20 protein-coding genes are annotated in these 22,880 nt (G+C 74.1%); 14 read left to right on the forward strand and 6 right to left on the reverse strand.

Features of this window, described 5'->3' with window-relative positions; translation table 11 throughout:
• Nucleotides 1-193: 193 nt before the first annotated feature.
• Nucleotides 194-775 (forward strand): antibiotic biosynthesis monooxygenase, encoded by a 582-nt coding sequence (locus ACZ6NC_RS25305; RefSeq protein ID WP_465736045.1) that lies wholly within the window; start codon nucleotides 194-196, stop codon nucleotides 773-775.
• Between the two features lie 31 nt (nucleotides 776-806).
• Here ACZ6NC_RS25305 and ACZ6NC_RS25310 read toward each other — a convergent pair whose 3' ends face one another.
• On the reverse strand, nucleotides 807-1,313 hold the full coding sequence (locus tag ACZ6NC_RS25310) for an SRPBCC family protein (RefSeq protein ID WP_465736046.1): 507 nt from the start codon (nucleotides 1,311-1,313) through the stop codon (nucleotides 807-809).
• Between the two features lie 46 nt (nucleotides 1,314-1,359).
• Complete coding sequence (locus ACZ6NC_RS25315) at nucleotides 1,360-3,138, reverse strand: glycoside hydrolase family 15 protein (RefSeq protein ID WP_465736047.1); 1,779 nt, start codon at nucleotides 3,136-3,138, stop codon at nucleotides 1,360-1,362.
• Between the two features lie 163 nt (nucleotides 3,139-3,301).
• Here ACZ6NC_RS25315 and ACZ6NC_RS25320 point away from each other — a divergent pair, with 163 nt between their 5' ends.
• The 8 genes from ACZ6NC_RS25320 (at nucleotide 3,302) to ACZ6NC_RS25355 (ending at nucleotide 13,124) form a co-directional block, all read left to right on the forward strand.
• Complete coding sequence (locus ACZ6NC_RS25320) at nucleotides 3,302-4,108, forward strand: SAM-dependent methyltransferase (protein ID WP_465736048.1); 807 nt, start codon at nucleotides 3,302-3,304, stop codon at nucleotides 4,106-4,108.
• Nucleotides 4,105-6,219, forward strand: coding sequence for a putative bifunctional diguanylate cyclase/phosphodiesterase (locus tag ACZ6NC_RS25325; protein ID WP_465736049.1), 2,115 nt, complete (start codon nucleotides 4,105-4,107; stop codon nucleotides 6,217-6,219). Before ACZ6NC_RS25320 ends, ACZ6NC_RS25325 begins: the two co-directional genes overlap by 4 nt.
• A gap of 420 nt (nucleotides 6,220-6,639) precedes the next feature.
• On the forward strand, nucleotides 6,640-7,476 hold the full coding sequence (locus ACZ6NC_RS25330) for a glycosyltransferase family 2 protein (RefSeq protein WP_465736050.1): 837 nt from the start codon (nucleotides 6,640-6,642) through the stop codon (nucleotides 7,474-7,476).
• Nucleotides 7,473-8,945, forward strand: coding sequence for a glycosyltransferase family 2 protein (locus tag ACZ6NC_RS25335; RefSeq protein WP_465736051.1), 1,473 nt, complete (start codon nucleotides 7,473-7,475; stop codon nucleotides 8,943-8,945). Before ACZ6NC_RS25330 ends, ACZ6NC_RS25335 begins: the two co-directional genes overlap by 4 nt.
• A gap of 5 nt (nucleotides 8,946-8,950) precedes the next feature.
• Nucleotides 8,951-10,354, forward strand: a complete 1,404-nt coding sequence (locus ACZ6NC_RS25340) for a lipopolysaccharide biosynthesis protein (protein WP_465736052.1) — start codon at nucleotides 8,951-8,953, stop codon at nucleotides 10,352-10,354.
• Complete coding sequence (locus ACZ6NC_RS25345; RefSeq protein WP_465736053.1) at nucleotides 10,351-11,373, forward strand: glycosyltransferase family 2 protein; 1,023 nt, start codon at nucleotides 10,351-10,353, stop codon at nucleotides 11,371-11,373. Before ACZ6NC_RS25340 ends, ACZ6NC_RS25345 begins: the two co-directional genes overlap by 4 nt.
• Nucleotides 11,370-12,185, forward strand: a complete 816-nt coding sequence (locus ACZ6NC_RS25350; RefSeq protein ID WP_465736054.1) for a polysaccharide deacetylase family protein — start codon at nucleotides 11,370-11,372, stop codon at nucleotides 12,183-12,185. The genes ACZ6NC_RS25345 and ACZ6NC_RS25350 overlap by 4 nt, the downstream gene beginning before the upstream one ends.
• Before the next feature lie 78 nt (nucleotides 12,186-12,263).
• Nucleotides 12,264-13,124 (forward strand): glycoside hydrolase family 16 protein, encoded by an 861-nt coding sequence (locus ACZ6NC_RS25355; RefSeq protein ID WP_465736055.1) that lies wholly within the window; start codon nucleotides 12,264-12,266, stop codon nucleotides 13,122-13,124.
• On the opposite strand, the gene ACZ6NC_RS25360 is transcribed toward ACZ6NC_RS25355, so the two are convergent.
• The 3 genes from ACZ6NC_RS25360 to ACZ6NC_RS25370 are packed head-to-tail and all read right to left on the reverse strand — an operon-like array spanning nucleotide 13,090 to nucleotide 16,913.
• Nucleotides 13,090-13,629: a hypothetical protein gene (locus ACZ6NC_RS25360; RefSeq protein WP_465736056.1), complete on the reverse strand. Its 540-nt coding sequence runs from the start codon at nucleotides 13,627-13,629 to the stop codon at nucleotides 13,090-13,092. The genes ACZ6NC_RS25355 and ACZ6NC_RS25360 overlap by 35 nt on opposite strands.
• A complete protein-coding gene (locus tag ACZ6NC_RS25365; protein ID WP_465736057.1) occupies nucleotides 13,626-15,596 on the reverse strand; it encodes a glycosyltransferase in 1,971 nt (656 codons plus the stop codon). The genes ACZ6NC_RS25360 and ACZ6NC_RS25365 overlap by 4 nt, the downstream gene beginning before the upstream one ends.
• A 24-nt stretch (nucleotides 15,597-15,620) precedes the next feature.
• A complete protein-coding gene (locus ACZ6NC_RS25370; RefSeq protein ID WP_465736058.1) occupies nucleotides 15,621-16,913 on the reverse strand; it encodes an NAD(P)-binding domain-containing protein in 1,293 nt (430 codons plus the stop codon).
• 355 nt (nucleotides 16,914-17,268) lie between these two features.
• On the opposite strand from ACZ6NC_RS25370, the gene ACZ6NC_RS25375 reads away from it, so the two are divergent.
• Entirely contained in the window at nucleotides 17,269-18,555 is a 1,287-nt protein-coding gene (locus ACZ6NC_RS25375; protein ID WP_465736059.1) for a carboxylate--amine ligase, read from the forward strand.
• A gap of 48 nt (nucleotides 18,556-18,603) precedes the next feature.
• On the opposite strand, the gene ACZ6NC_RS25380 is transcribed toward ACZ6NC_RS25375, so the two are convergent.
• The gene (locus ACZ6NC_RS25380) at nucleotides 18,604-19,263 is read right to left on the reverse strand and encodes a GTP cyclohydrolase II (protein ID WP_465736060.1); all 660 of its coding nucleotides are present in this window, start codon (nucleotides 19,261-19,263) and stop codon (nucleotides 18,604-18,606) included.
• A gap of 257 nt (nucleotides 19,264-19,520) precedes the next feature.
• Here ACZ6NC_RS25380 and ACZ6NC_RS25385 point away from each other — a divergent pair, with 257 nt between their 5' ends.
• The 4 genes from ACZ6NC_RS25385 to ACZ6NC_RS25400 all read left to right on the forward strand — a co-directional run bounded on the left by ACZ6NC_RS25385 (nucleotide 19,521) and on the right by ACZ6NC_RS25400 (nucleotide 22,872).
• Complete coding sequence (locus ACZ6NC_RS25385) at nucleotides 19,521-20,402, forward strand: AraC family transcriptional regulator (protein ID WP_465736061.1); 882 nt, start codon at nucleotides 19,521-19,523, stop codon at nucleotides 20,400-20,402.
• Nucleotides 20,403-20,475: 73 nt separating this feature from the next.
• Nucleotides 20,476-20,979: a DinB family protein gene (locus ACZ6NC_RS25390; protein ID WP_465736062.1), complete on the forward strand. Its 504-nt coding sequence runs from the start codon at nucleotides 20,476-20,478 to the stop codon at nucleotides 20,977-20,979.
• A gap of 207 nt (nucleotides 20,980-21,186) precedes the next feature.
• Nucleotides 21,187-22,095 carry an NADP-dependent oxidoreductase gene (locus tag ACZ6NC_RS25395; RefSeq protein WP_465736063.1) on the forward strand — a complete coding sequence of 303 codons (909 nt, stop codon included), beginning with the start codon at nucleotides 21,187-21,189 and terminating at the stop codon, nucleotides 22,093-22,095.
• A 12-nt stretch (nucleotides 22,096-22,107) separates the two neighbouring features.
• Complete coding sequence (locus ACZ6NC_RS25400; protein ID WP_465736064.1) at nucleotides 22,108-22,872, forward strand: VOC family protein; 765 nt, start codon at nucleotides 22,108-22,110, stop codon at nucleotides 22,870-22,872.
• The last annotated feature ends 8 nt before the right edge of the window (nucleotides 22,873-22,880 follow it).

Genomic DNA, 22,880 nt, shown 5'->3' on the forward strand with positions numbered 1-22,880 from the left:
GGAGACCGTACGTAGCGATGCGCGGCAGGCGCCGGCATCGGACGATCGCTCGAACCGGGCCGCCCGGAGGTGGTGGCCGACTGGATGATGACCAGCCGTTCGGCCGCCGCCTCGCACCGGGGGCGCGCAGGCCCGGGCGCACGCCGTACGCTGCGGCCCTGGCACGGCGTACGGGCAGGACGGGGAGGACCGCATGGCGACGACGACGCGTGACACGGTGGCCGGAAGCGAGCAGGACGAGGAGGTCACCCTCTTCGTGGCCCGGCGGGTGGAGCCCGGGTACGAGGAGGCGTTCGAGGTCTGGGCGAAGGGGATCCTGGACGCGGCCGCCGCGCACGAGGGCAACCTCGGCACCGGGCTGCTGCGGCCCGCCGGACCGGACGACCCCTGGCACCTGCTGCTGCACTTCCGCGACAGCGAGGCGTTCCGCTCCTGGCAGGCGTCCCCGGCGCGGGCGGCCTGCTTCGCCGTCGCGGACGGGCACCACCACGAGGTGCACCGGCACGAGATCCTGGGCATGGAGGGCTGGTTCGCGACCACCCGGGCCGCCGCGAAGGGCCGGCCGCCGGTGCGCTGGAAGATGGCGGTCGCCTCGACGCTCGCGATCGCGCCGATCGTCGTCACCGCGAGCGTGCTGATCACCCCGCACCTGGCAGGCCTGCCGACGGCCGTCCGTCCGCTCGTCACCGCGCCGCTGATCAGCGCGCTGATGACGTACGCGGCGCTGCCGGTGGTCACCCGGCTGCTGCGCGGCTGGCTGTTCGACCGCCGGTAGCGGGGGTGCCGCGGGTGACAGCCGATGGCCGTCAGCCGTCAGCTGCCCGTTGCCCGCCCCTGCCCCCCAGGTACCCCGCCAGCCCCCGCCGCCCCCGCCACATCATCGCGGCGTGGTTGGCGCGGAACACCGGGTGCAGGGGGAGGGCGAGCCGGCGCAGCAGGGGTTTGGCCGGCCGGGTGTCCTCCTCGAACAGCACACAACTGCCCGCGCCGCCCAAGCAGCCCAAGCCGTCCGGGCCGCCCGGGCCGCCCGGGGTGACCGTCCAGCGGGACCAGCCGGTGAGGTCGCCGTGCATGGCGGCCTCCAGCACCCCGGCCGCCGGGTCGCGCCGGACCCTCTCCAGCCCGATGACCAGCCGGTACGGCAGCAGCGCGCGCACCACCACCTCGCCGGCGTCGGGGCCGGTCTCCCGGGCGGTGCGGATCTCGGGCCACCAGAGCGGGTAGCTCCGCACGTCCTCCAATGCCGCGTACACGGCGGCCGGCGGCGCGGGCAGTCGCCAGGCGCCGCGGAAGCGGTAGTGGTTGGGGTCCACCTGCCGAACGGTACTCCGGTCCGCACGCCTGACCGGCCACCGCGCGTCACTCCGGTTCGGCCAGCGTGAAGGCGGTATTGACCAGTGCGACATGGGTGAACGCCTGCGGGGTGTTGCCGAGTTGGCGCCGGGCACGCGGCTCCCACTGCTCGGAGAGCAGCCCGAGGTCGTTGGCGAGCCCGACCACCCGGGCGAACAGTTCGCGCGCCTCGGCCCGCCGCCCGGTCGCGGCGAGCGCGTCGGCGAGCCAGAACGAGCAGGCCAGGAAGGCGCCCTCGCCGCCGGGCAGGCCGTCGGTGCGCTGGTGGGCCTGGTAGCGGCGGACGAGGCCGCCGTGGTCGAGGGTGTCCCGGATGGCGTCCACGGTCCGGATCACCCGCGGGTCGTCCGGCGGCAGGAAGCCGCTCTTGACCACGAACAGGGTGGCCGCGTCGAGCCCCTGCCCGCCGTAGTGCTGGACGAAGACGCCGCGCCGCACGTCGTAGCCGTGCGCGCAGACGTCGGCGTGGACGGCGTCGCGCATGGCCCGCCAGCGGTCGACGGGCGCGGGCAGGCCGGTGGCCTCGGCGAGCCGGACGGCGCGGTCGGCGGCGACCCAGGACATCACCTTGGAGTGGACGAAGTGCCGCCGCCCGCCGCGGACCTCCCAGAGGCCCTCGTCGGGCTCGCGCCAGTGCTGTTCCAGGTACTCCATCAGGGCCCGCAGCAGGATCCAGACGTGCCGTTCCATCGGCAGGCCGGCCAGCAGTGCGAGGTGCAGGGTGTCCACCACCTCGCCGTAGACGTCGAGTTGGAGCTGGTCGACGGCGGCGTTGCCGAACCGGACCGGCCGGGAGTCCTCGTAGCCGGGCAGCCAGTCGGCGACGGTCTCCCCGAGGACGCGTTCGCCGGCGACCCCGTACACGGTCTGCAGGTCGCCCGGGTCGCCGGCGATGGCGCGCAGCAGCCAGCGGCGCCAGGCGGCGGCCTCTTCGCGGAAGCCGCCGCGGAGCAGGGCGGAGAGGGTCATCGAGGAGTCGCGCAGCCAGCAGAACCGGTAGTCCCAGTTGCGCATCCCGCCGATCCGTTCGGGCAGTGAGGCGGTGGGCGCGGCGACGATCCCGCCGGTGGGGGCGTAGGTGAGCGCCTTGAGGGTGATCAGCGAGCGCAGTACGGCGTCCCGCCACTCGCCGCGGTACCGGCAGCCGGCCGCCCACCGCTGCCAGTCGCGGAGGGTGGCGAGCAGGGCCTCCTCGGGGTCGGTGCGCGGGGTGGCGGTCAGGTGGGAGGGCTGCCAGGTGAGCACGAAGGCGACGCGGTGGCCGGCGGTGACGGTGAAGTCGGAGGCGGTGATGCCGTCCACGCCGTAGGTGTGCACGCCGGACGGGACCCGTAGCCAGACGGAGTCCGGCCCGGCGACGGCGACCCGGTGCCGGCCGGTGCGGCGGACCCAGGGCTCGATCCGGCCGTAGTTGAACCGCAGCCGTAGTTCGCCGCGGACCGGGACGGTGCCGTCGAGGCCCTCGACGATCCGGATGAGTTGCGGGGTGCGGCTGGCCTGTCCGCGCTGGGGCATGAAGTCGGTGATCCGTACCGAGCCGCCGGGCGCGCGCCACTCACTTTCCAGGACGAGGCTGTCGCCGAGGTAGCGGCGGGCGGAACACTGCGTGCCGCCGACGGGGGCGAGCCGCCAGGCGCCGTGCCGGCGGTCGCCGAGGAGGCCGGCGAAGCAGCTGGGGGAGTCGAACCGGGGCAGGCAGAGCCAGTCGACAGATCCGTCCCGGCCCACCAGGGCCGCGGTCTGCAGGTCGCCGATCAGGGCGTAGTCCTCGATGCGTCCGGCCATTGCCTCCATTGTCCGGCCCGTCCGCCTTCCCGGCAGGACGAAAGAACTCCGCTTGCACGCGTTCGGCGTGCAAGGGAGGATCTTTTGTGCTTGTAGTCTCATCAGTCGCAGCCGTCCCTTCAGACAGCTGGCTTCCCGGAACCGGAGTGAAGGAGTCCCTAGGATGCGGCGACCGAACTGGGTACCGGAGGGCACGGACCTGGACAAACCGAACGCCGCGCGGGTCTACGACTACTACCTCGGTGGTTCGCACAACTTCGAGGTGGACCGGGAGATGGCCCGCAAGGCGATCGCCCTCTGGCCGGAGCTGCCCCAGATCATGCGCTCCAACCGGGCCTTCCTGCGCCGCGCCGTGCAGTTCGTCGCCGAGCAGGGCATCACCCGCTTCCTGGACATCGGCTCCGGCATCCCCACCTTCGGCGCCGTGCACGAGATCGCCCGGGCGATCCGCCCCGAGGCCGAGGTGGTCTACATCGACCGCGACCCGGTCGCCGTCGCGCACAGCCGGCTGCTGCTGGAGGACGACCCGAAGAGCTCCGTCGTCCAGGCCGACCTGCGGGACATCGACGACCTGATGGCCCGCCCCGAGGTGCAGGACCTGCTGGCGGCCGGCGAGCCGGTGGCCGTGCTGCTGGTCGCCGTCCTGCACTTCGTCAGCGACTCCGAGGACCCGTGGAAGCTGGTCGCGGTGCTGCGCGACGCCCTCCCGCCGGGCAGCGCGCTGGTCCTCTGCCACGCCTCCCTGGAGGGCCGCCCGGACCAGGCCGAGGACCACCAGAAGCTGTACAAGATGACGCCCACTCCGCTGACCATGCGCACGCACGAGCAGATCACCGCGATGTTCGCCGGCTTCGAGCTGGTCGAGCCCGGCGTCGTCTACCTGCCGCAGTGGCGGCCCGACCAGCCGGAGGCCGTCGGCCAGCACCCCGAGCGGATGACCGGGGTGGCGGGCGTGGGGTTCCGCCCGTGAGTGATGCGCCGGTGCCGAGCAGCTCCGAACGGTTCCACGAGGACTGGTCGCGGCTGCTCTCCGGTGACCATGGCACGGCGGTCCACCCCGGCCTGCTCGGCCGGCTGGTCTCCCGGACCGCCGCGCTGCTCCACCGTGCCCAGCAGGACGAGCCGTTCGAGCCGCACCTGGCCGCCCAGGCCGGTGCGGAGCTGGTGGACGCGCACTTCACCGACCCGGTGGTGCTGGCCCGGGCTCTGGAGCTGCTCCAGGAGCAGCCGGTCACCGACGACCGCGGGCCCGCGCTCTGCGGCGCCTTCGCGGCCGGCTGGGCGGCCGCCCTGCGCGAGCGGACCCTGCGTGAGCAGGAGGCCATCCGCACCGCCGCCGACATGGCCCGCAAGGAGGCCGAGCGGGCGCTGCGCGCCTCCGAGGCGCGGTTCCGCGCGCTGTTCGAGAGCGCGGCGATCGGCATCGGCATCGGCGACACCGACGGCAACATCCTGGCCGTCAACAAGGCCCTCCAGGAGCTGTTCGGGGCCGGCCCGGAGGACATGCAGGGCCGCCGGGTCGGCGACCTCGTCCACCCCGAGGACACCCCGGGCGTCTGGGAGGCGTACGAGGACCTGATCAGCGGCAAGCGGGACTACTTCCAGTTCGACAAGCCGTACTACCGGCACGACGGCGAGGTGGTCTGGACCCACCTGACCGTCTCGCTGATCCGTGACGACGACGGCGTCCCGCAGTACCAGGTGGCGATGCTGGAGGACATCACCGACCGCTACCGGCTCCAGGAGCGGCTGCGCCACCAGGCCACCCACGACCCGCTGACCGGCCTGCCCAACCGGGCGGCGTTCTTCGAGCGGCTGGAGAAGCTCTTCGAGGAGCCGGATCCGGGCGCCCGGTTCGGTCTCTGCTACGTCGACCTCGACGGCTTCAAGGTGGTCAACGACAGCCTCGGCCACGACACCGGGGACCAACTGCTCTCCGCCGTCGCCGCCCGGCTCAAGGCCGCCCTGACCCCGCTCGGCCACCTGGTCGCCCGGCTCGGCGGCGACGAGTTCGTCGTCCTGCTGGAGAACTGCCGGGGCGAGCAGGAGGCCGTCGCCGCCGCCAAGACCGTGCTGAAGGCGCTGGCCGGGCCGGTCCTGATCGGCGATCACAAGCTCGCCGTCGGCGCCAGCGTGGGTGTGCTGGAGCGGCGGGTCTCGACCACCACCCCCGGCGCCGCCGTCCGCGCGGCGGACCTGACGCTGTACCGGGCCAAGGAGGCCGGCCGCGGCCGCTGGACGCTCTTCGACCCCAAGGAGAACGCCCGCGCGGTCAGCCGCTACGCCGTGTCCGTCCGGATGCCGGCCGCGCTCGACCGTGGCGAGTTCTTCATCGACTACCAGCCGTTGTACGCGCTGGCCGACGGCCGGCTGGCCGCCGTCGAGGCGCTGGTGCGCTGGCGTCACCCGCAGCTGGGGGTGCTCGGCCCGGACGAGTTCGTCACGACCGCCGAGGAGACCGGCCTGATCATGCCGCTCGGCCGCTGGGTGCTGGAACAGGCCTGCGGCCAGGCGGCCGACTGGATCAAGCGGTTCGGCGACGACGCGCCGCAGCTGAACGTCAATCTGGCGGTCCGTCAGGCCCGCAGCGCCGCCCTGGTGACCGACCTCGCCCGGATCCTCGACACCACCGGCCTGGACCCGGCCCGGCTCCAGCTGGAGATTACCGAGTCCACCGTGGTCGGTCCGGAGGACGAGGCGCTGCGCACCCTGCACGGGCTGGTCGACCAGGGTGTCTCACTCGCCGTGGACGACTTCGGCACCGGCTGGTCCAACCTCGCCTACCTGCGTGACCTGCCGGTCTCCGGGCTGAAGATAGCAGGGTCCTTCGTGGGCGATCTGCACGATCCGGCCAAGGACGAGGAGACCGGTTGGCGGATCGTCAGCGGCCTGGTGTCGATGGCGCACGCGCTGGGTCTGACCGTCACCGCCGAGGGTGTGGAGACCCTGCGGGACGCCGAGCGGCTGCGCACCATCGGCTGCGACTGGGCGCAGGGCTGGCACTTCGGGCGGCCGGTGCGGCCGGCCGAGATCGCCCGCCGGATCGCCGAGGAGCCGGAGGGTCGGCCGGTCGGTGGCTGAGCGCCGGTCGGGGGTTGTGGGCCGGTCGGTGGCTGAGCGCCGGTCGGGGCGCGGCGCTCGTGCCGGCGGTCGCCAGGTGGCGTATGCCGAATCAGGCATAAGGAACCAATTGCGACAAACTACTTGACGTGACGCCGGTCACCTGGGCACGATGAGGCCCTGGCACACCCCGCACCCCGGTGCGGGAAGCACATTCGGCCAGTTCGACAGACCGGCGCTTCGGCGCCCGAGAGAGCCGGCGGCGCGCACCCCATTCGGCCGCCCGAGCCGCTCTCCACGTTTCGGCAGTCCCCTCCGGGGACTTCCCTCCGGGGCCCCTCCCGCCCCGCGTTTCCGTCGCGCGCCGGGCCCGCCCCGTCACTCAGGGGCCGCGCCGTGCCCGGCGCCCGCCCGCCGCCTCCCCCCGAGAGGCCGTTCTCGATGAGCACCACCCTGCCCTCCCACGTCGTTCCGTACCCGTACCCGTACCAGGACGGCCGGCCACAGCGCCGCGCCGGGGACCGGGTCGCCGTCCGGCGGCCGATGCGCCGGGCCGGGGACGGCGTCGCCAGCAAGCACAGCGTCACCCTGGTCGTGCCCGCGCAGAACGAGGCCCGCAACATCCCCTGGGTGTTCGAGCAGATCCCGCGCTGCGTCGACGAGGTCATCCTGGTCGACGGCTCGTCCAGCGACGCCACCATCCCGATGGCCCGGCACTGCCTGCCGACCGTCCGCAGCGTCGCACAGGCCGGACCGGGCAAGGGCAACGCCCTGCGCACCGGCTTCGCCGCCGCCAACGGCGAGTACATCGTCATGATGGACGCCGACGGCTCCATGTGGCCCGGCGAGATCCCGCACTACCTGCACTTCCTCGACCACGGCTTCGACTTCGTCAAGGGTTCCCGGTGCATCGCCGGCGGCGGCTCGCTGGACCTCACCAAGGTCCGGTCGCTCGGCAACCGCGCCCTGCTCGCCGTGGTCAACCGCCTGTACGACGCGAGCCTCACCGACCTGTGCTACGGCTACTGTGCCTTCCGCCGCTCCTTCCTGGACGCTCTGGACCTGCGCTCCACCGGCTTCGAGATCGAGGCCGAGATGATCGCGCACGCCCTGCGCTCCGGACTGCGGATCGCCGAAGTGCCGAGCCTGGAACTCCCCCGCCGCAGCGGTCGATCCCACCTCCACGCCATCTCCGACGGCCGCCGGGTGCTGAGGACCCTGATCTCCGAGCGTCCCGGCGCCCGGGCCTCGGCGGCCGCCCCCGCGGAGGAGCGATGATGAATGGCCCCGACCGGCGCACCGCAGCTGCCTGCCCGCGCTCTGCCGCCCGCGACTCGCTCTACACCCCCGTCCGTGTCGTCGAACTGGACCTGGATGAGCCGGGTGAGCTGCGCTCGCCCGGCGGTCTCGGCTCCGCCGACCCGGACGGCCGCGTGTTGGCGTTGGTGCGGCTGCACGGACACCCGCTCGGCTTGGTCACGGCCACCGGAACAGCGGGCGACAGTGCCTCGCTACGCCGGGCGCTGGTCGATGCCGCTCACCGGGAACTGCGTGTTCCCGCCCTGTCCACCGCGACACCCGCGGCGCGTCCCGGTCGGGTCGGCCGCGCCCGGGTGCCCGCGGGCCCGGTCACGGTCAGCGTGGTCGTCGCCACCCACAACCGGGAGGGAATGTTGCGGCAGTGCCTCGACTCCCTGCTGCGGAACGGCTATCCGCAGGTCGAGGTCATCGTCGTGGACAACGCCCCGGCCGACGACGCCGCCGAACGGCTGGTCCGTGACCGGTACCGGGGCCGGGTCCGCTACCTGCGCGAGCCGGTGGCGGGCCTGGCCCGGGCCCACAACCGAGGCCTGGCCGCCGCCGGCGGGCAGCTCGTCGCCTTCACCGACGACGACACCCTCGCGGACCCCGGCTGGATCGCCGCCCTCGCCGACGCCTTCGCCGGCGACGACCGGATCGGCTGCGTCACCGGCCTGATCCTGCCCGCCGAACTCGACACCGCCGCCCAGGCCGCCCTGGAACGCCACGGCGGCTTCGCCAAGGGCTTCGCCGCCCGCACCTGGACGCTCGACGACCGCCGCCGCGACCCGCTCTTCCCGTTCGCCGCCGGCCGCTTCGGCTCCGGCGCCAACATGGCCTTCCGCACCGACCTGCTCCGCCGGCTCGGCGGCTTCGACCCGGCCACCGGCACCGGCACCCCCGCCCGCGGCGGTGACGACCTGCTCGCCTTCTTCCGGACCCTCGTCGCCGGCCACGCCCTCGCCTACGCCCCCGACGCCATCATCTGGCACCGCCACCGGCGCACCATGGACGCCCTGCCCGCCCAAGCCTTCGGCTACGGCGCCGGCTTCGGCGCCTACCTCGCGGCCGCGCTGGCCCACGAACCCGCGATGCTGCCCGCCCTGCTGCGCCGCCTCCCCGGCGGCCTCCGATACGCGGTCCGCCGCGCACGCACCCGGCCGGACCCGGGCGCGGCGGGCTGCTCCGGGCCCCACGGTTCGCGGTACCTCGCGCGGCTGGAGCTCCAGGGCATGCTCTACGGGCCGCTCGGGTACCTGCGCAGCATCCGTCGCAGCCGGCTGGCGGGCGCCGTCGTCGCCGACCGCCGCTCCCGCCCCGATCGCCGTGCCCGCTCCGAGTGCCCCGACCGCCGTGCCCGCTCCGACAGCCCCGACCGCCGTGCCCGGTCCGACCGCCGTGCGGCGCCGGGGCGGGACGCCACCGCGCCCGCCCCGGCCGGGGGATGACCGCCATGTCCGCCCGCAGCACAGCCGTCGGTCCCACCACCCCCAGCGCCCCCACCGGCCCCGCGCGGCCCTGCTCCTGCCCGCTGCCGCTGCCCTGCGAGTGCACCTACCGGGCGCTGCTCCGGGCCCGGTTGCGAGCAGCCTTCGCCGGTGAGCCACTGCTGCACAACGGCCACGTGCTGACGGCGAGTTCGATCCTCACCGCAGTCTTCGGCGCGCTCTTCTGGATGCTCGCCACCCGCTGGTACAGCGCCGACGTGGTCGGCCGCAGCTATGCCGCCCTCTCCGCCGCCGGCCTGCTCTCCGGCATCGGACAGCTCACCCTCGGCGACGTCCTGGTCCGCTTCGTCCCGGCCGCCGGGCCGCACACCCGCCGACTGGTGCTGCGCTGCTACGCTGCCAGTACCGCGTGCAGCGCCGTCGTCGCCGTGGTCTTCCTCGTCCTCGTCCCGCAGATCGCCCCCGACCTGGGGTTCCTGCGCGAGCCCGTCTTCGCCGTCGCCTTCATCGCCGCCACCGCCGGCTACAGCCTCTTCGTCCTCCAGGACGGCGCTCTCACCGGGCTGCGCCGCACCGACTGGGTGCTCGGCGAGAACGCCCTGTTCGCCGCATCCAAGGCCGCCATGCTCGCCGTGCTGGCGGTCTGGGCGCTCAGCGTCGGCATCCTGCTCTCCTGGGCCGGCGCGCTCGTGCTCTCGGTCACCGTCACCAGCCTGTTCCTGTTCCGCCGCGGCATCCCCGCGCACGCCCGGCAGGACCGCGATGCCCGGCCACCCACCCGGCTGCTGCGCTACTGCGGCGCCGACTACCTCGGCTCGCTCTGCCGGCTCACCGCGTACAACATCCTGCCGCTGCTCGTCCTCAACCAGCTCGGCGCCGCCCCCAACGCCTACTTCTCGCTGGCCTGGGTGATCGCCTACACGTTCTACCTGGCCGCCCTCAACATGGGCAGCTCGCTGATCGTCGAGGCCGCCCACGCCCCCGAGCGGCTCGCCGAGCACGGCCGCCGGGTGCTGCGGCACGCCGGACTGCTGATCACCGCCGGGGTCGCCGTGGTGGTGCTCGCCGCACCCTGGCTGCTGCGGCTCTTCGGCGCCGAGTACGCCGGGCAGGCCACCCTGCTGCTGCGGCTGCTCGCCCTCTCCGCCCTGCCGAACCTGCTGCTCTCCATCGCCATCGACGTCGCGCGGGCACGGCGGGCACTCGGCTGGGTGATCGGCCTGCAGGCGGCCTTCTTCGTCACCTCCGTGGGCCTGGTCGCCCTGCTGCTGCCCCGCTACGGGCTGACCGGCGTCGGCGTGGGCTGGCTGCTCGCCGAGTGCCTGGTCGCGCTGCCACTACTGGTCACCCTGCCGCGCTGGCTGCCCGCGCCGACTCCTGCCCGGGCCCCGGCGGGAGGCGCGCGATGAGTGCCCCGGACGGCGGACCCACCCTCTCCGTGGTGATCTGCGCCTACACCCTCGACCGCTGGGACGACCTGTACGCCTCCGTCGCCTCCGTCGCCGCCCAGCACCGGCCCCCCGAGGAGACCCTGCTGGTCGTCGACCACTGCCAGGCCCTGAGCACCCGCGCCCGTGCCGAACTGCCCGCCGTCCTGCCCGGCCTGAGGGTCCTCGACAACCAGCAGGGCCGTGGCCTCTCCGGCGCCCGCAACACCGGCACCGCCGCCGCCCGCACCGAGATCGTCGCCTATCTGGACGACGACGCGGCCGCCGCCCCCGACTGGACCGGCCACCTGCTGGCCGGCTACGGCGACCCGCGCGTCGTCGGTGTCGGCGGCCTGATCCGCCCCCGGTGGGACACCGCCCGCCCCTCCTGGTTCCCGCCCGAGTTCGACTGGGTGATCGGCTGCTCCTACCGCGGCCTGCCCGAACACGCCGGCCCGGTCCGGAACCTGATCGGCGCCAACATGTCCTTCCGGCGTGGCGAAGTGCTCGCCGCCGGCGGCTTCAGCGCCGGCCTCGGCCGGATCGGCACCCGCCCGCTCGGCTGCGAGGAGACCGAACTCTGCCTGCGGCTCGCCGAGCGCCACCCCGACGCCGTCCTGCTGCACGAGCCCGCCGCCGCCGTCCGCCACCACGTGCCGCCCGCGCGCACCGGCTGGGCCTACTTCCGTGCCCGCTGCTACGCCGAGGGCCTCTCCAAGGCCGCCGTCGCCCGGCGGGCGGGGAGCGGCCCCGCACTCGCCAGCGAACGGCGCTACCTGCTCTCCACCGTGCCGCGCGCGCTGGCCGGCTGCCTGCGCCCGGGCGGCGGCGGGCCGCGTCGGGCGGCCGCGCTGGCCGCCGGGGTGGCGCTCACCGTGAGCGGGTACGCGGTCGGGCGGGCGCGGGCGGCCGTGGGAAGCGCGGTCGCGGGCAACGGGGTGGCCGACGGCGGGATCGTGGGCGAGCGGGCTCCGGCCGCCGAGCGGGGAGGCGCGCCATGATGCCCGCCGTCCCCGTCTTCCTGTACCACTCGGTCAGCGACGACCCGCCCGACTGGATCGGCCCCTACACCGTCCCCCCGCGCGTCTTCGCCGAACAGCTCGACCGGATCGCCGATGCCGGCCGCCGCGTCGTCCCGCTGCACCGCCTGGTCGCCGCTCTGCGCGGCGGACCGCCGCTGCCCGAGAACTGCGCCGTCCTCACCTTCGACGACGGCTTCGCGGACTTCTACTGGTCGGTCGCCCCCCTGCTGGGCGAACGCGACCTGCCGGCCACCCTGTACGTCACCACCGGCGCCCTGCACGCCCCCGGCCGCGCCGGCGAAGGCAGCGTGCTGCCGCCCGCCCCCATGCTCAGCTGGCGCCAGCTGACCACCCTGGACGCGCTCGGCATCGAGATCGGCGGCCACACCCGGACCCATCCGCAGCTGGACACCGTCTCCGGGCGCCGGCTCAAGGACGAGGTGGTCGGCTGCAAGGACCGCCTGGAGGATTTCCTCGGCCACCCGGTCACCTCCTTCGCCTACCCGCACGGGTATTCCGACATCGCGGTGCGCCGCTGCGTCCAGCGGGCCGGCTGGTCCTCCGCCACCGCCATCGCCAACGCCTTCAGCTCACCGGGCGACGACCCGCTGCGGATCGCCCGTCTGATGGTGCGCGCCGACACCCCGCCCGACCTGTTCCGGCAGTGGGCCGAGGGCACCGGCGCTCCCGTCGCCCCCTTCCCCGAACGCCTGCGCACCAAGGGCTGGCGCGCCTACCGCCGCCTCCGTGCCGCCACCGGCAGGCCGGTCGGCGGCCCGCCGGTCGACTGACCGGCTTGCTGCCCGTTCGCTGGGATGCGCGGGCGCGGGCCGGGTGGAACCCTGATCAGACCGGCGAGAGGAGGTGCCGTGGAACGCCGAGGCCCCAGGCGCGGCGCCCGCGAGCGGGCCGCCGCCCTCCTTGCCGCCCTCCTGCTGGCTGCCGGCGCGGGTTGTTCCTCCCCCGGCCCCCGCGCCACCGGTCCCGCCGACACGGCGAGCCCGAGCAACGTCCCGGTCCACGTCCCGCAGGCCCGCATGCCGTTGGGCATCCCCGGCGCCTGGCACCTGATCTTCGAGGACGAGTTCGACGGCACTTCCCCCAGCCCCGCCAAATGGAACGTCGGCAGCTCCGACGTCGACCACCCGGGCCGCATCACCCCGCCCGTCAACGCCCACGAACTGGACTGCTACGACGCCGACCAGGTCGCTGTCGGCGACGGCGTACTGGCCATCACCGCCATCGAGAAACAGCAGACCTGCGGCGACCAGACCCTCCCCTACGTCTCCGGCATGGTCAACAGCAAGGGCAAGTTCTCCCACCGTTACGGCGCCGTGGAAGGCCGCATCTACGTCCCCGCGGCAGCCCCCGGAGTCGTCGCCAACTGGCCCGCCTTCTGGGAGGTCGGCGCCGACTGGCCCAAGGGCGGCGAGAACGACATCATGGAGGGCCTGCACGGCCGCGTCTGCTCCTACTTCAACTCCGACCAGGCCTCCACCGGCAGCTGCTCCGACAGCGACCTCACCGGCTGGCACACCTTCGGTGCCGAGTGGCAGCCCGGCCGCGTCGACTACTACCGCGACGGCATCCTCACCGCCACCATCACCGCCGGCATCACCTCACAGCCCATGTGGCTCATGATCGACAACGCCGTCCAACCCACCATCGGCGGCCCCACCGTCGTCCCGGCCACTCTCAAGATCGACTACGTCCGTGTCTGGCAGCGCTGAGGGCAGGGACGATCCGCGGGCCACGACCTGACCGTCGTGGCCCGCGACACGTGCGTGTTCTGTCGGCGCGGGGCCGCGGCTCACGCCGTGTCGTCGTGCGACGGCGCCTCCGGGCCGCCGCCCCTCCCCGCCCGGCCGCGCGGCTCCAGGGGCCGCCGGGGAGGAAGGTGGCGGTGGTGGTGACGAGGGCGAGGAGGGTGAGGGCGAGGAGGGGGGTGAGGTGGCGGGCGAGGAAGAGGGCCTGGGTGACGACGGTGGCGCAGCCGAGGCTGGCGGCGACGGTGAGGACGGCGAGGCGCAGGCCGCGGGAGGCGGGCGCGCGGTCGGCGGCGCGGTATTCGGGGGGCAGGCGGAGGGCGAGGGGGAGTCCGGGGAGGACGAGGCCGATGCCGACGACGAGGGCGATCCGCAACGGGCTGCCGGCCGGGAGGAGGGTGGCGAGCGGGGGCAGCCAGGCGGCGGCGGCGATCAGGAACCTGATGGTGGCCGGTGCGGGCCGGTTCATGGCCGGGCGCTCGGTGTGGTGGGGGTGAACTCGTACACGACGGCGTCCTGGTTGCGGTAGAGGACCTGGAAGGCCGCGTTGTCGGCGAGCCCGGCCTCGACCTGCTTCAGACCGGTCGGAAGCAGTCCGGTGGCGTGGACGCGGCCCTCCTGGGCCTTGTTGAGCATCAGGTAGACGTGCCGGGGCTGGTCGCCGACAAGGGTGTTGAGGGTGGCGGTCGGGTCGCGGGCGAAACCCTGGCGGGCCCATTCGCCCTGCATGTTGATCCAGACCCGGCCGTATTTGTCGTAGTCCGTGTAGCCGCCGGGGAAGTCCTCGGTGACGCCGACGATGGTGGAGCCGGGTGGTGCGTGGTCGAACATCCAGGTGGAGGCGCGGGTCTCGGCCGGGGTGAAGTAGAGCGCGTATTCCTTGCCGTAGTAGCTGAGCGCGAAGCCGGCGAAGAGCACGGTGAGGAGGGCCGGGACGGCGACCAGCCGGGTGGCGCGGGCGAGCCGGTGGGCGGCGCGGCGGCCGGTGCCGAGCAGCAGGACAGCGGTGCCGTAGGCGGTGGCCGGCAGGCCGAACATGTACGCCCGGAAGAGCATTTCGCCGTCGTAGCTGTTGGCGAGCAGCAGGACCAGCGGGGCGAGGGCGAGCAGGGGAAGCGCGGTGCGCCGCAGCGAGGGGCGGCGGATCAGCGCGACCAGGGCGAGCAGCCAGACCGCCGCCGAGAGCGTCCGGTCGGTCCAGGCGACGATCTGCTGGCCGCGCGAGGCGAGCGAGAGGTTGATCAGCCCGGAGCCGGCATTGCCGCCGGGCTGGGTGAGACCGTGCACCATCTGGGCCACGTTGGCGGAGAGGAAGGGCCGGGCGACGGTGAGGTCCCAGGCGGTGGTGAGCAGCACGGTGGCCAGCACCAGCGGCAGCACGACGGGCCGGTTGCGCCGGGGGAGACCGAGCAGGACGAGGGTGACGATCAGCATCAGCGGGGTCAGCGGGTGCGAGCAGACCATCGCGGCGATCGGGAGCAGCAGGAGCAGTAACGTCCAGCGGACCCCGGCCGGCGACATGGCGGGCCGGCGCGACGGGTGCAGTGCGTGGGCACCCCGGTGCGGCACCCCGGGTGGTCCTGTGGGGGCGCCCGAGCCGGTCGCCGGGCGGGGCAGGCAGCGGACCACGGTGGCGACCACCGCGACGTACAGCACGAAGGTGAAGGTCTGTGGCGCGAAGTAGTCCTGTGTCACCCAGAAGCAGCAGTAGAAGACCCAGGCCGCTGCCCAGCCGGTCCGGCGGCTGCGGGAGAAGGTGCGGTAGAGCATCACCAGGGGGCCGAGCAGCAACGCGTCGGCGACCGCCGGGGCGTACGGGGCGTAGGAGAGCGCGGAGTGGATGCCGGTGGCCTTGACGAGCAGGCCGTTGAGCGCGAAGAAGCCGGGCCACTCGCTGTAGACGTCGAGGCCGTGGTCGTTGGCGGTCGGCAGGTGGCCGGTGCGCAGCAGCACGTCCACCATCGAGACGTGCTTCCACGCCCAGGCGTTGCTCAGCTGGGAGTAGAGCAGCGGGGTGGTGGCATGCAGGACGGCGATCAGTGAGAGCAGGTAGGCGGCGTAGAGCCAGCCGGGCGTGCGGCGGTCGCGCAGCGCGGCGGCGAAGCCGACGGTGAGGGTGGCGGCGGCTGTCCAGAAGGTCCAGGGCAGGGCCTCGATCAGCCCGAGGTCGCCCATCCGGTCGAGCCGGACGTGGTACAGCGACACCACCCAGAGCACCAGCGCGGCCGGCAGCAGGACGCGGGCCAGCAGCCGGGCGGTGACGTGCTCGGGAGGAGCCGGCGGCGGTGGCGGGAGGACGTCCGGCGGGTCGGCGGCGCGGACGGGGCCGCCGGGCGCGCGGTCGTGCGGGGTGCCGGTCCGGGAGGCGCGGGTCTGCGGTGTGCGGGTCTGAGGTCCGGACCTCCGCGGTCCGGACGGGTGTGGTTCGGCGGCCATGACGGGCCTTCCTGCCGCTGCCCGCTACCCGGGGCCCGGCCGGGTCGTCCGGCCGCCCCCGGTCGTCCGTGCCGGCCCGGCTGTCCGGGGCGAGGTCCGGGCTGCCACCGAGGCGCTGAGGCGGCGGGCCGCGAAGCCCGTCCCGGCGACGAAGCGCAGCACCGGGCCGAAGGTGGCAGCGGCGGGGAGGCCGGTGAAGTAGAGGCCCGGGACGGACGACTCGAAGCCCGCCGTCAGTTCCGGTGACCCGGCCAACCGCCGGACCGCGCGCAGCAGTTCAGGACCGAGCAGGCCGATCCGGTCGACGTCCACCCGGTAGCCGGTGGCGGCCAGGACGTGGTCCACCTCCAGGACCCGCGCGCCGCCGGGCGGGCCGTGCAGCTCCAGCCGGGCGCCGCCGTCGGTCTCGGTGGCCCGTTCGATCCGGTGGCCGGTCAGCAGGCCGAGCCGGCCCTCGACCCGGTCGCGCAGCCACCAGGCGCCGGACGGCCCGAGGATCACCCGGACCAGCTCCAGCCGGGTACGGTCGGGCAGGTGGCGGAAGGTTCCGGGCGCGTTGGCGAAGGCGTACAGCGACCAGCCCGGGCCGAGCGTCGAGCCGGGCTTGACGATCCGCTCGGGCAGTGGCCGGTCGGAGGTCTCGTCGCGGGTCGGCGGGTCGCCGAACAGCAGGTGGGAGGTGCGGGCCACCACGGTGGGCTCGGCGCCGGCCTCGTGCAGCAGCGCCGCGCTCTCCAGCGCCGACTGCCCGGCTCCGACCACCGCGACCCGCCGGCCCGAGAAGGCGGCGAGGTCGCTGTGGTCCGAAGTGTGCGAGACCAGGCCCGCGTCGGCCAGCCGGGCCAGCTCCGGCGGCACGTGCCGGTACGGCCCGAGGCCGGTGGCCATGACGACCGTGGCGGTGGTGAACTCCTCCCCGCTCTCCAGCACGACCCGGAACCGGCGGCCGTCCGCCGCCACCGCCCGTACCGCCGTCTGCTCCAGCTCCGGCACGCAGCGGTGCTGGAACCACTCGCCGTAGCGGATGAACTCGTCGATCGGGATCGGGTACCGGTCGCCGGCCCAGGCGCGGTGCTCGCCGGCCCGGAAGTCCTCCAGGCGGTGGCGGCGGCGCGGGTCGCCGATCGAGGAGGCGCGCGGGGTGGACTTCAGGTACATCCCGGCCGGCATCCGGGACCGCCAGCTGTCCATCGGCTCGCCCAGTACCCGGCACGGGGTGCCGAGCTCGCTCAGATGGGCGGCGGTGGCCAGGCCGTAGGGGCCGGCACCGATGACGGTGACCGGGACGGGGGAGCCCGGGGTGGCCGGGCCGGTCATGACGGCCTTCTTCGCCGGACGGCACCCGCGCGAGGCCCCGCCGGGCCCGGAGCCGGGGGTGCTGCCGGTCGGGTCCGTGCCGGGCGGGGGCCGCTGGGCTGGGTGGGTCGGATCGGCGGCATGACGCGTCCTCCTAAGGCCGGGCTTCTTCCCAGATTGCACCCGGTCGGGCGCGGACGACAGCCCGAATCGGGTGGCGGCCCGGTCGCACGGGGTACTCGGAGGAGGGTCCGGGCCGCGTGGCGCGGTTCCCCTACGGGCGGACCGGGACCACAATGGAGGCGTGTGCGGGACCGGCGATCCGCCGGCCGACCTGACCCGCGCCCCGCCTGCTGTCATCGCTGCGAGGCCTTTCATGCCGCACATCCGCATCACCCGGGCACACCGAGGCCGGACGGCCACGCCCCAACGCGACGCGAACCTGCTCGACGCGGACCTCGACGTGCCCGCCCTGCTGGTGAAGGTCGGCCACTATCCCGAGCATCCCGGCGGGCTCGGCGTCATCCGCACCCTGGGCCGGCTCGGTGTCCCCGTGTACGCGATGGTCGAACACCCGCGTACGCCCGCCGCGGTGTCCCGCTACCTCACCGGCGCCTTCGTTGGCCGCAGCACCGGCCTGGAAGCACCGGCCGACCTGCTCGACCGGCTGCTCCGGATCGGCCGCGCCATCGGCCGCCCCACGGTGGCCGTCGCCACCGACGACGAGGCCGCCGTCCTGCTCGCCGAGCACGCCGGGGAGCTCGCCGAGTGGTTCCTGCTGCCGGACGTCCCGGGCGAGCTGCCGCGCGAACTCGCCAGCAAGGAGGGCCTGCACCGGCTCTGCCTCCGGCACGGCATCCCCACCCCGCGCGCCCACGCCCCCGCCACCGTCGAGGAACTGCGCGCCACCGCCCGGGCCTGGGGGTACCCCGTGGTGCTGAAGAACCTGGAGGCCTGGACCAGGCTGCGCCGGCCCGTCGTCGGGCACACCACCGTGGTCCGGGACGAGGCGGAGCTGGACCGGCTCCTGCCGGCCGTCTCCGCCGGTACCGAGCTCTCCGTACTCCTGCAGGAGTACCTGCCGGCGGAGCGCAGCGAGGACTGGATAACACACGTCTGCATCGGGCCGAACGGTACGCCGGGCACGGCGTTCACCGGCCTCAAGCTGCGTTCCTGGCCCCCGTACGCCGGGGTGACCACCCGCGCCCGGGCCCTGCTCAACCCGCCGCTGGCCGACCTCGCGGTGGAGTTCTGCCGGGCCCTCGGCTACCAGGGCGTGGCCGACCTGGACTGGCGGCTCGACCGGCGCGACGGCCGGTACAAACTGGTCGACTTCAACCCTCGGACCGGCGCCCAGTTCCGGGCCTTCGAAACCGCCGGCGGCCTGGACGTCGTCCGGGCCCTGCACCTGGGGCTCACCGACCGGCCGGTGCCGGACGGGCCCCAGCTGGTCCGCAGCTTCACGGTCGGCCAGCTCGACCTGGCGTCCGCCGCCGTCAGCGCCTGGCGGGAGCGGCGGCTCCCGGCCGACCTGCGGCTGCGCCGGGGCACCGAGCGCTCCTGGCTCTGCCGGGACGACCCGGCGCCGGCCGCGGCCGAGCTGGTCTGGTTCGGCTGCTCGGTGGCGCGGCGGCTGAGGCAGGCGGTCCGGGGCGGCGGCTGAGGCGCGGGCCCGGGGCGGGCGGAGGGGCGGGCCGGAGGGAGCCGGGGTTCAGCCGACCAGCCGGGACAGCTCGATCGAGTGCCCCGTCCGCTCCACCTTGGCCCGCAGGTAGCGCACGTTGCTGTCGCTCAGGTGCACGCCGGTCGGCACCCGGTGCTCGACGGTGATGCCGAGGGCGGTCAGCTGCGCCGCCTTGTCCGGGTTGTTGCTCAGCAGGTCGATGCCGGTGACGCCGAGCGCGCCGAGCATCTGGGCGGCGGCGGTGTAGTCGCGTCCGTCCTCGGGCAGGCCGAGCGCGGTGTTGGCGTCGTAGGTGTCGAGCCCGGAGTCCTGCAGGGCGTAGGCGTCGAGCTTGTTGTAGAGGCCGATGCCCCGGCCCTCCTGGCGCAGGTAGAGCAGGTAGCCGCCGGCCTCGGCGATCCGCTCGACCGACTCGCGCAGCTGCGGGCCGCAGTCGCACCGGTCCGAGCCGAAGACGTCGCCGGTCAGGCACTCCGAGTGCAGCCGCACCAGCGGCGTCCCGCCGTCGGCCGTCCGGCCCTGCGCCACTCCGCCGAAGGCGAGCGCGAGGTGTTCGGCTCCGTCGGCCATGCCGTGGAAGGTGAAGACCTCGGCCTCGGCACGGTAGCCGTCCGGGAAGGTCAGCGGGATGCGCACCCGGGAGCGCACCGTGGCGGTGCCGGGCTGCGGCGTGACGGGCTGCGGCATGGACGGGGCCTCCGTTACCGGTGTGATGGTCGGTTCTCGACCGTACTAGGTAGTTCCAATTTGAACAACTGGCTTTCGGGCGGCCGAGGCGTTGGCACTGTGGCGATGGGGCTGCGACGGTGGCGCTGAGGCGTCGGAGGCTCGCAACACCACGCAAGGCGCCGGTGTTCCCGACCGGAGCGGGCACAGGATGTCGGGTACGGCAGGGTGGGTTCTTCCTACGGTGGTGATCAGAAAGAGGAAGGACGGGGGCCGGGATGCTGGAGTACCTGAACCGGGCGATGGAGCGGATCGAGGGGCACATCGAGGAGCGCCCCGGCGGGTCCGTCGACGTGGCCGAGCTGGCGCGGATCGCGATGACGTCGGAGTACCACTTCCGGCGGATGTTCTCCGCGCTGGCCGGGTTGCCGCTGTCGGAGTACGTGCGGCGCCGGCGGCTCACCCTGGCCGGGGCCGAAGTGCTCTCCGGGGAACGGACGTTGCTCGATGTGGCGGTCCGGTACGGCTACACCTCGGGGGAGGCGTTCGCCCGGGCATTCCGGGCGATGCACGGCGTCGGGCCGGGGGAGGCCCGGCGCGAGGGTGCGGCGCTTCAGTCCCAGCCCCGGATGTCCTTCCGACTCGTCATCGAAGGGAACAGCAGCATGGAATACCGAATCGTCGAGAAGCCCGACTTCCGGCTGGTCGGCCGGCGGGCCAGGGTCCCGTTGGTCCACGAGGGGGTGAACCCGGCCATCGCCGATTTCATCAGGGGGCTCGGTCAGGAGACCATCGACCGGATCTCCGCTCTCTCGGACCAGGAGCCGGGCGGCATTCTCTCGGTCACCGAGTTCTTCTCGGACAGCCGTGAGGAGGGGGTCGAACTCGACTACTACCACGCGGTGGTGGCGGGTGCGGACACGGTTGTTCCGGACGACCTGGATGTGCGGGAGGTGCCGGCCGGCACCTGGGCCGTCTTCTCCAACACCGGGACCTTCCCGAAGGCCCTCCAGGAGATGTGGCGGGACGTCTACACCCAGTGGTTCCCCTCCAACCCGTACGAGACCCGTCCCGGCCCGGAGATCCTGCGCACCCGCTTCGTGCCGGGGGGCGAGGCCGAGGCGCAGCTCTGGATCCAGGTGGAGCGGGTTGCGCGGTGAACCGCCCCGGTCCGGTGGGGAGTTGGCCGTCCTGGCCGCCCCCGCCGGCCCGGCGGCCTGTTAGGGTCCGCGCATGATGAAGCGCGTACCCTTCCAAGGGGCCGAGAAGGAAAGCCTGTTGGTGGCACTCGACCGGCACCGTGACGCGGTGCTGTGGAAGCTCGAGGGGCTCGACGACGAGCAGCTCCGGCGGCCGATGACCCCGTCCGGGACGACCCTGCTGGGGCTGGTGAAGCACCTCGGGGGCGCCGAACTCGGCTGGTTCTGCGAGGCGTTCGGCCGTGAGACCGGTCTGCTGCCCTTCGACCTGGACGAGGACGCGGAGTCCGACATGCGGGTCCGTTCGGACGAGTCCACCGCCGACGTCCTCACCTTCTACGCCCGCGCCCGCGCCGCCGCCGACCAGGTGGTCGAGGAGCTGGAGCTCGACGACCTCGGCCGCGCCTGGTTCGGCGACGAGGTCTCGCTGCGCTGGGTCCTCATCCACATGGCCACCGAAACCGCCCGCCACGCCGGGCACATGGACATCCTCCGCGAACTGCTCGACGGCCGGACGGGCGACCACAGCCGGGCGTGAGGGCGGGAGGTGGCGCCTGAGGGGTGATGGGCGGCGACCAGCGGCCGGCGGATGACAGATGATGAAATCTGTGATCTGTCACGTCGGTCGCCGTCCACCCGCCGTCACCCGCCACCCGCCCGTTCGGCGCAGCAGCGGCGGGCCACGTCCCCGCCCGGCCCGCATGCTGGGGCGGGGGAGGGGGCCCTACCGAGGAGTGGATCGAGGATGGCCAATGCGTTCGGGTTCGTCGAGTACGGCGGGCCGGAGAATCAGGAGTTCCTGGACCGGCCGGTGCTGGAGCCGGGCCCGGGGCAGTTGGGGATCGCGGTACGGGCGGCCGGGGTGAACCCGGTGGACTGGAAAGTCCGGCGCGGGTTGTTCGGGAAGGACCGTGAGCTGCCGGCCGTCATGGGGCAGGAGGCCGCGGGGGTGGTCGAGCGGATCGGGCCGGGCGTCACGGGGTTCACACCGGGGGACGAGGTGTTCGGGGTCGCGGCCGCCGGGGCGTTCGCCGAGCAGACGCTGCTGCTGGCGGCGATGAGCGCGGTCAAGCCCAGGGGGCTCGGGTTCGCCGAGGCGGCGACGCTGCCGGTGGCGGCGGCGACCGCCGACGACGGGGTCCGGGACGTCGGGGTGGGCTCCGGGCAGACGCTGCTGATCCTCGGCATCGCGGGCGGCGTGGGCAGCGCGGCCGCGCAGATCGCCCGCAGCCGGGGGATCCGGGTGGTCGGTACGGCGAGCGACGCCAACCGCGGGTACGTGGAGTCGCTGGGCGCGGTGCAGGTGCGCTACGGCGACGGCGTGGCCGAGCGGATCAACGCGGCCGTGCCGGACGGGGTGGACGGCATCCTCGACCTGGTCGGCGGAGGCGACCTGCGGGCCGCGGCCGAGACGCTGGCCGACCGGTCGAAGCTGGTCTCCACCGTCGATCCGGCCACCGTGGCGGAGCTCGGCGGCCGCTTCATCACCCGCTCCACCACTTCGGCGACGCTCGCCGCGCTGGCCGACCTGGTGGCCGCCGGCGAACTGGACGTGCACATCACCGCCCGCCACCCGCTGGCCCACGCCGCGGAGGCGCTGGCGCTGGTCGAGTCGGGGCACGCGCGCGGCAAACTGATCCTCGAAATCGGCTGAGAGCAGGGCGAGATGAAGCAGAACAAGGTGACCACCGGCGGGCCCTGCTGGGTCGAGCACGGCAGCGCGGACCCGGAGACGGCCCGGCGGTTCTACGGCGAACTGTTCGGCTGGCAGCCGGAGAGCGACGACCGGCCGGAGGCCGGCGGCTACACCTTCATGAAGCTGGACGGCGCGATCGCCGCCTCCATCACCCCGCTCTACGGGGAGGCCCAGCCGACGGCCTGGAGCGTCTCCGTCGCCGTCGAGGACGCCGACGCCGCCACGGCCGGGATCACCGCGGCGGGCGGGAGCATCGTCGTCGCACCGATGGAGGCGCTGGACTTCGGACGGTTCGTGATCGCGGCGGACCCGTCCGGCGCGGTGTTCGGGCTCTGGCAGGCACGCCGGCTGACCGGTGCCGAGGTGCTCAACGAGCCCGGCGCGCTCGGCTGGGTGGAGCTGCTGACCCGAGACCCGGAGGGCGCCCGGGCGTTCTACCCGGCGGTGTTCGGCTGGACGGTCCACCCGTCCGAGCAGTACACCCAGTGGGGCCTGGCCGGGGAGGACTTCGGGGGCATGCTCACGATGGACGACCGCTTCCCGCCACAGGTACCGGCGCACTGGCTGCCGTACTTCGCGGTCATGGACGTGGACGTGAGCGCGTTCCGGGCCGGGAACCTCGGCGCGGACGTCCTGATGGCGCCGACCACCGTGCCGGCCGGCCCGAGGATCGCCGTGCTGCGTGACCCGCTGGGAGCGGCGTTCGGCATCTACCGGGCCGGCGAGGAGGGCTGAGCGGCTTC

The organism is Kitasatospora sp. NPDC041988 (assembly GCF_055588525.1).

Bases quoted from the DNA above. Each gene is read 5' to 3' on its own strand.
- ACZ6NC_RS25395 (WP_465736063.1), top strand. From the start codon at position 21,187: ATGGCCAATGCGTTCGGGTTCGTCGAGTACGGCGGGCCGGAGAATCAG.
- ACZ6NC_RS25385 (WP_465736061.1), top strand. From the start codon at position 19,521: ATGCTGGAGTACCTGAACCGGGCGATGGAGCGGATCGAGGGGCACATC.
- ACZ6NC_RS25335 (WP_465736051.1), top strand. From the start codon at position 7,473: ATGATGAATGGCCCCGACCGGCGCACCGCAGCTGCCTGCCCGCGCTCT.
- ACZ6NC_RS25375 (WP_465736059.1), top strand. From the start codon at position 17,269: ATGCCGCACATCCGCATCACCCGGGCACACCGAGGCCGGACGGCCACG.
- ACZ6NC_RS25380 (WP_465736060.1), bottom strand. From the start codon at position 19,263: ATGCCGCAGCCCGTCACGCCGCAGCCCGGCACCGCCACGGTGCGCTCC.
- ACZ6NC_RS25360 (WP_465736056.1), bottom strand. From the start codon at position 13,629: ATGAACCGGCCCGCACCGGCCACCATCAGGTTCCTGATCGCCGCCGCC.
- ACZ6NC_RS25345 (WP_465736053.1), top strand. From the start codon at position 10,351: ATGAGTGCCCCGGACGGCGGACCCACCCTCTCCGTGGTGATCTGCGCC.
- ACZ6NC_RS25350 (WP_465736054.1), top strand. From the start codon at position 11,370: ATGATGCCCGCCGTCCCCGTCTTCCTGTACCACTCGGTCAGCGACGAC.
- ACZ6NC_RS25365 (WP_465736057.1), bottom strand. From the start codon at position 15,596: ATGGCCGCCGAACCACACCCGTCCGGACCGCGGAGGTCCGGACCTCAG.
- ACZ6NC_RS25390 (WP_465736062.1), top strand. From the start codon at position 20,476: ATGATGAAGCGCGTACCCTTCCAAGGGGCCGAGAAGGAAAGCCTGTTG.
- ACZ6NC_RS25370 (WP_465736058.1), bottom strand. From the start codon at position 16,913: ATGACCGGCCCGGCCACCCCGGGCTCCCCCGTCCCGGTCACCGTCATC.
- ACZ6NC_RS25320 (WP_465736048.1), top strand. From the start codon at position 3,302: ATGCGGCGACCGAACTGGGTACCGGAGGGCACGGACCTGGACAAACCG.
- ACZ6NC_RS25315 (WP_465736047.1), bottom strand. From the start codon at position 3,138: ATGGCCGGACGCATCGAGGACTACGCCCTGATCGGCGACCTGCAGACC.
- ACZ6NC_RS25330 (WP_465736050.1), top strand. From the start codon at position 6,640: ATGAGCACCACCCTGCCCTCCCACGTCGTTCCGTACCCGTACCCGTAC.
- ACZ6NC_RS25340 (WP_465736052.1), top strand. From the start codon at position 8,951: ATGTCCGCCCGCAGCACAGCCGTCGGTCCCACCACCCCCAGCGCCCCC.
- ACZ6NC_RS25400 (WP_465736064.1), top strand. From the start codon at position 22,108: ATGAAGCAGAACAAGGTGACCACCGGCGGGCCCTGCTGGGTCGAGCAC.
- ACZ6NC_RS25305 (WP_465736045.1), top strand. From the start codon at position 194: ATGGCGACGACGACGCGTGACACGGTGGCCGGAAGCGAGCAGGACGAG.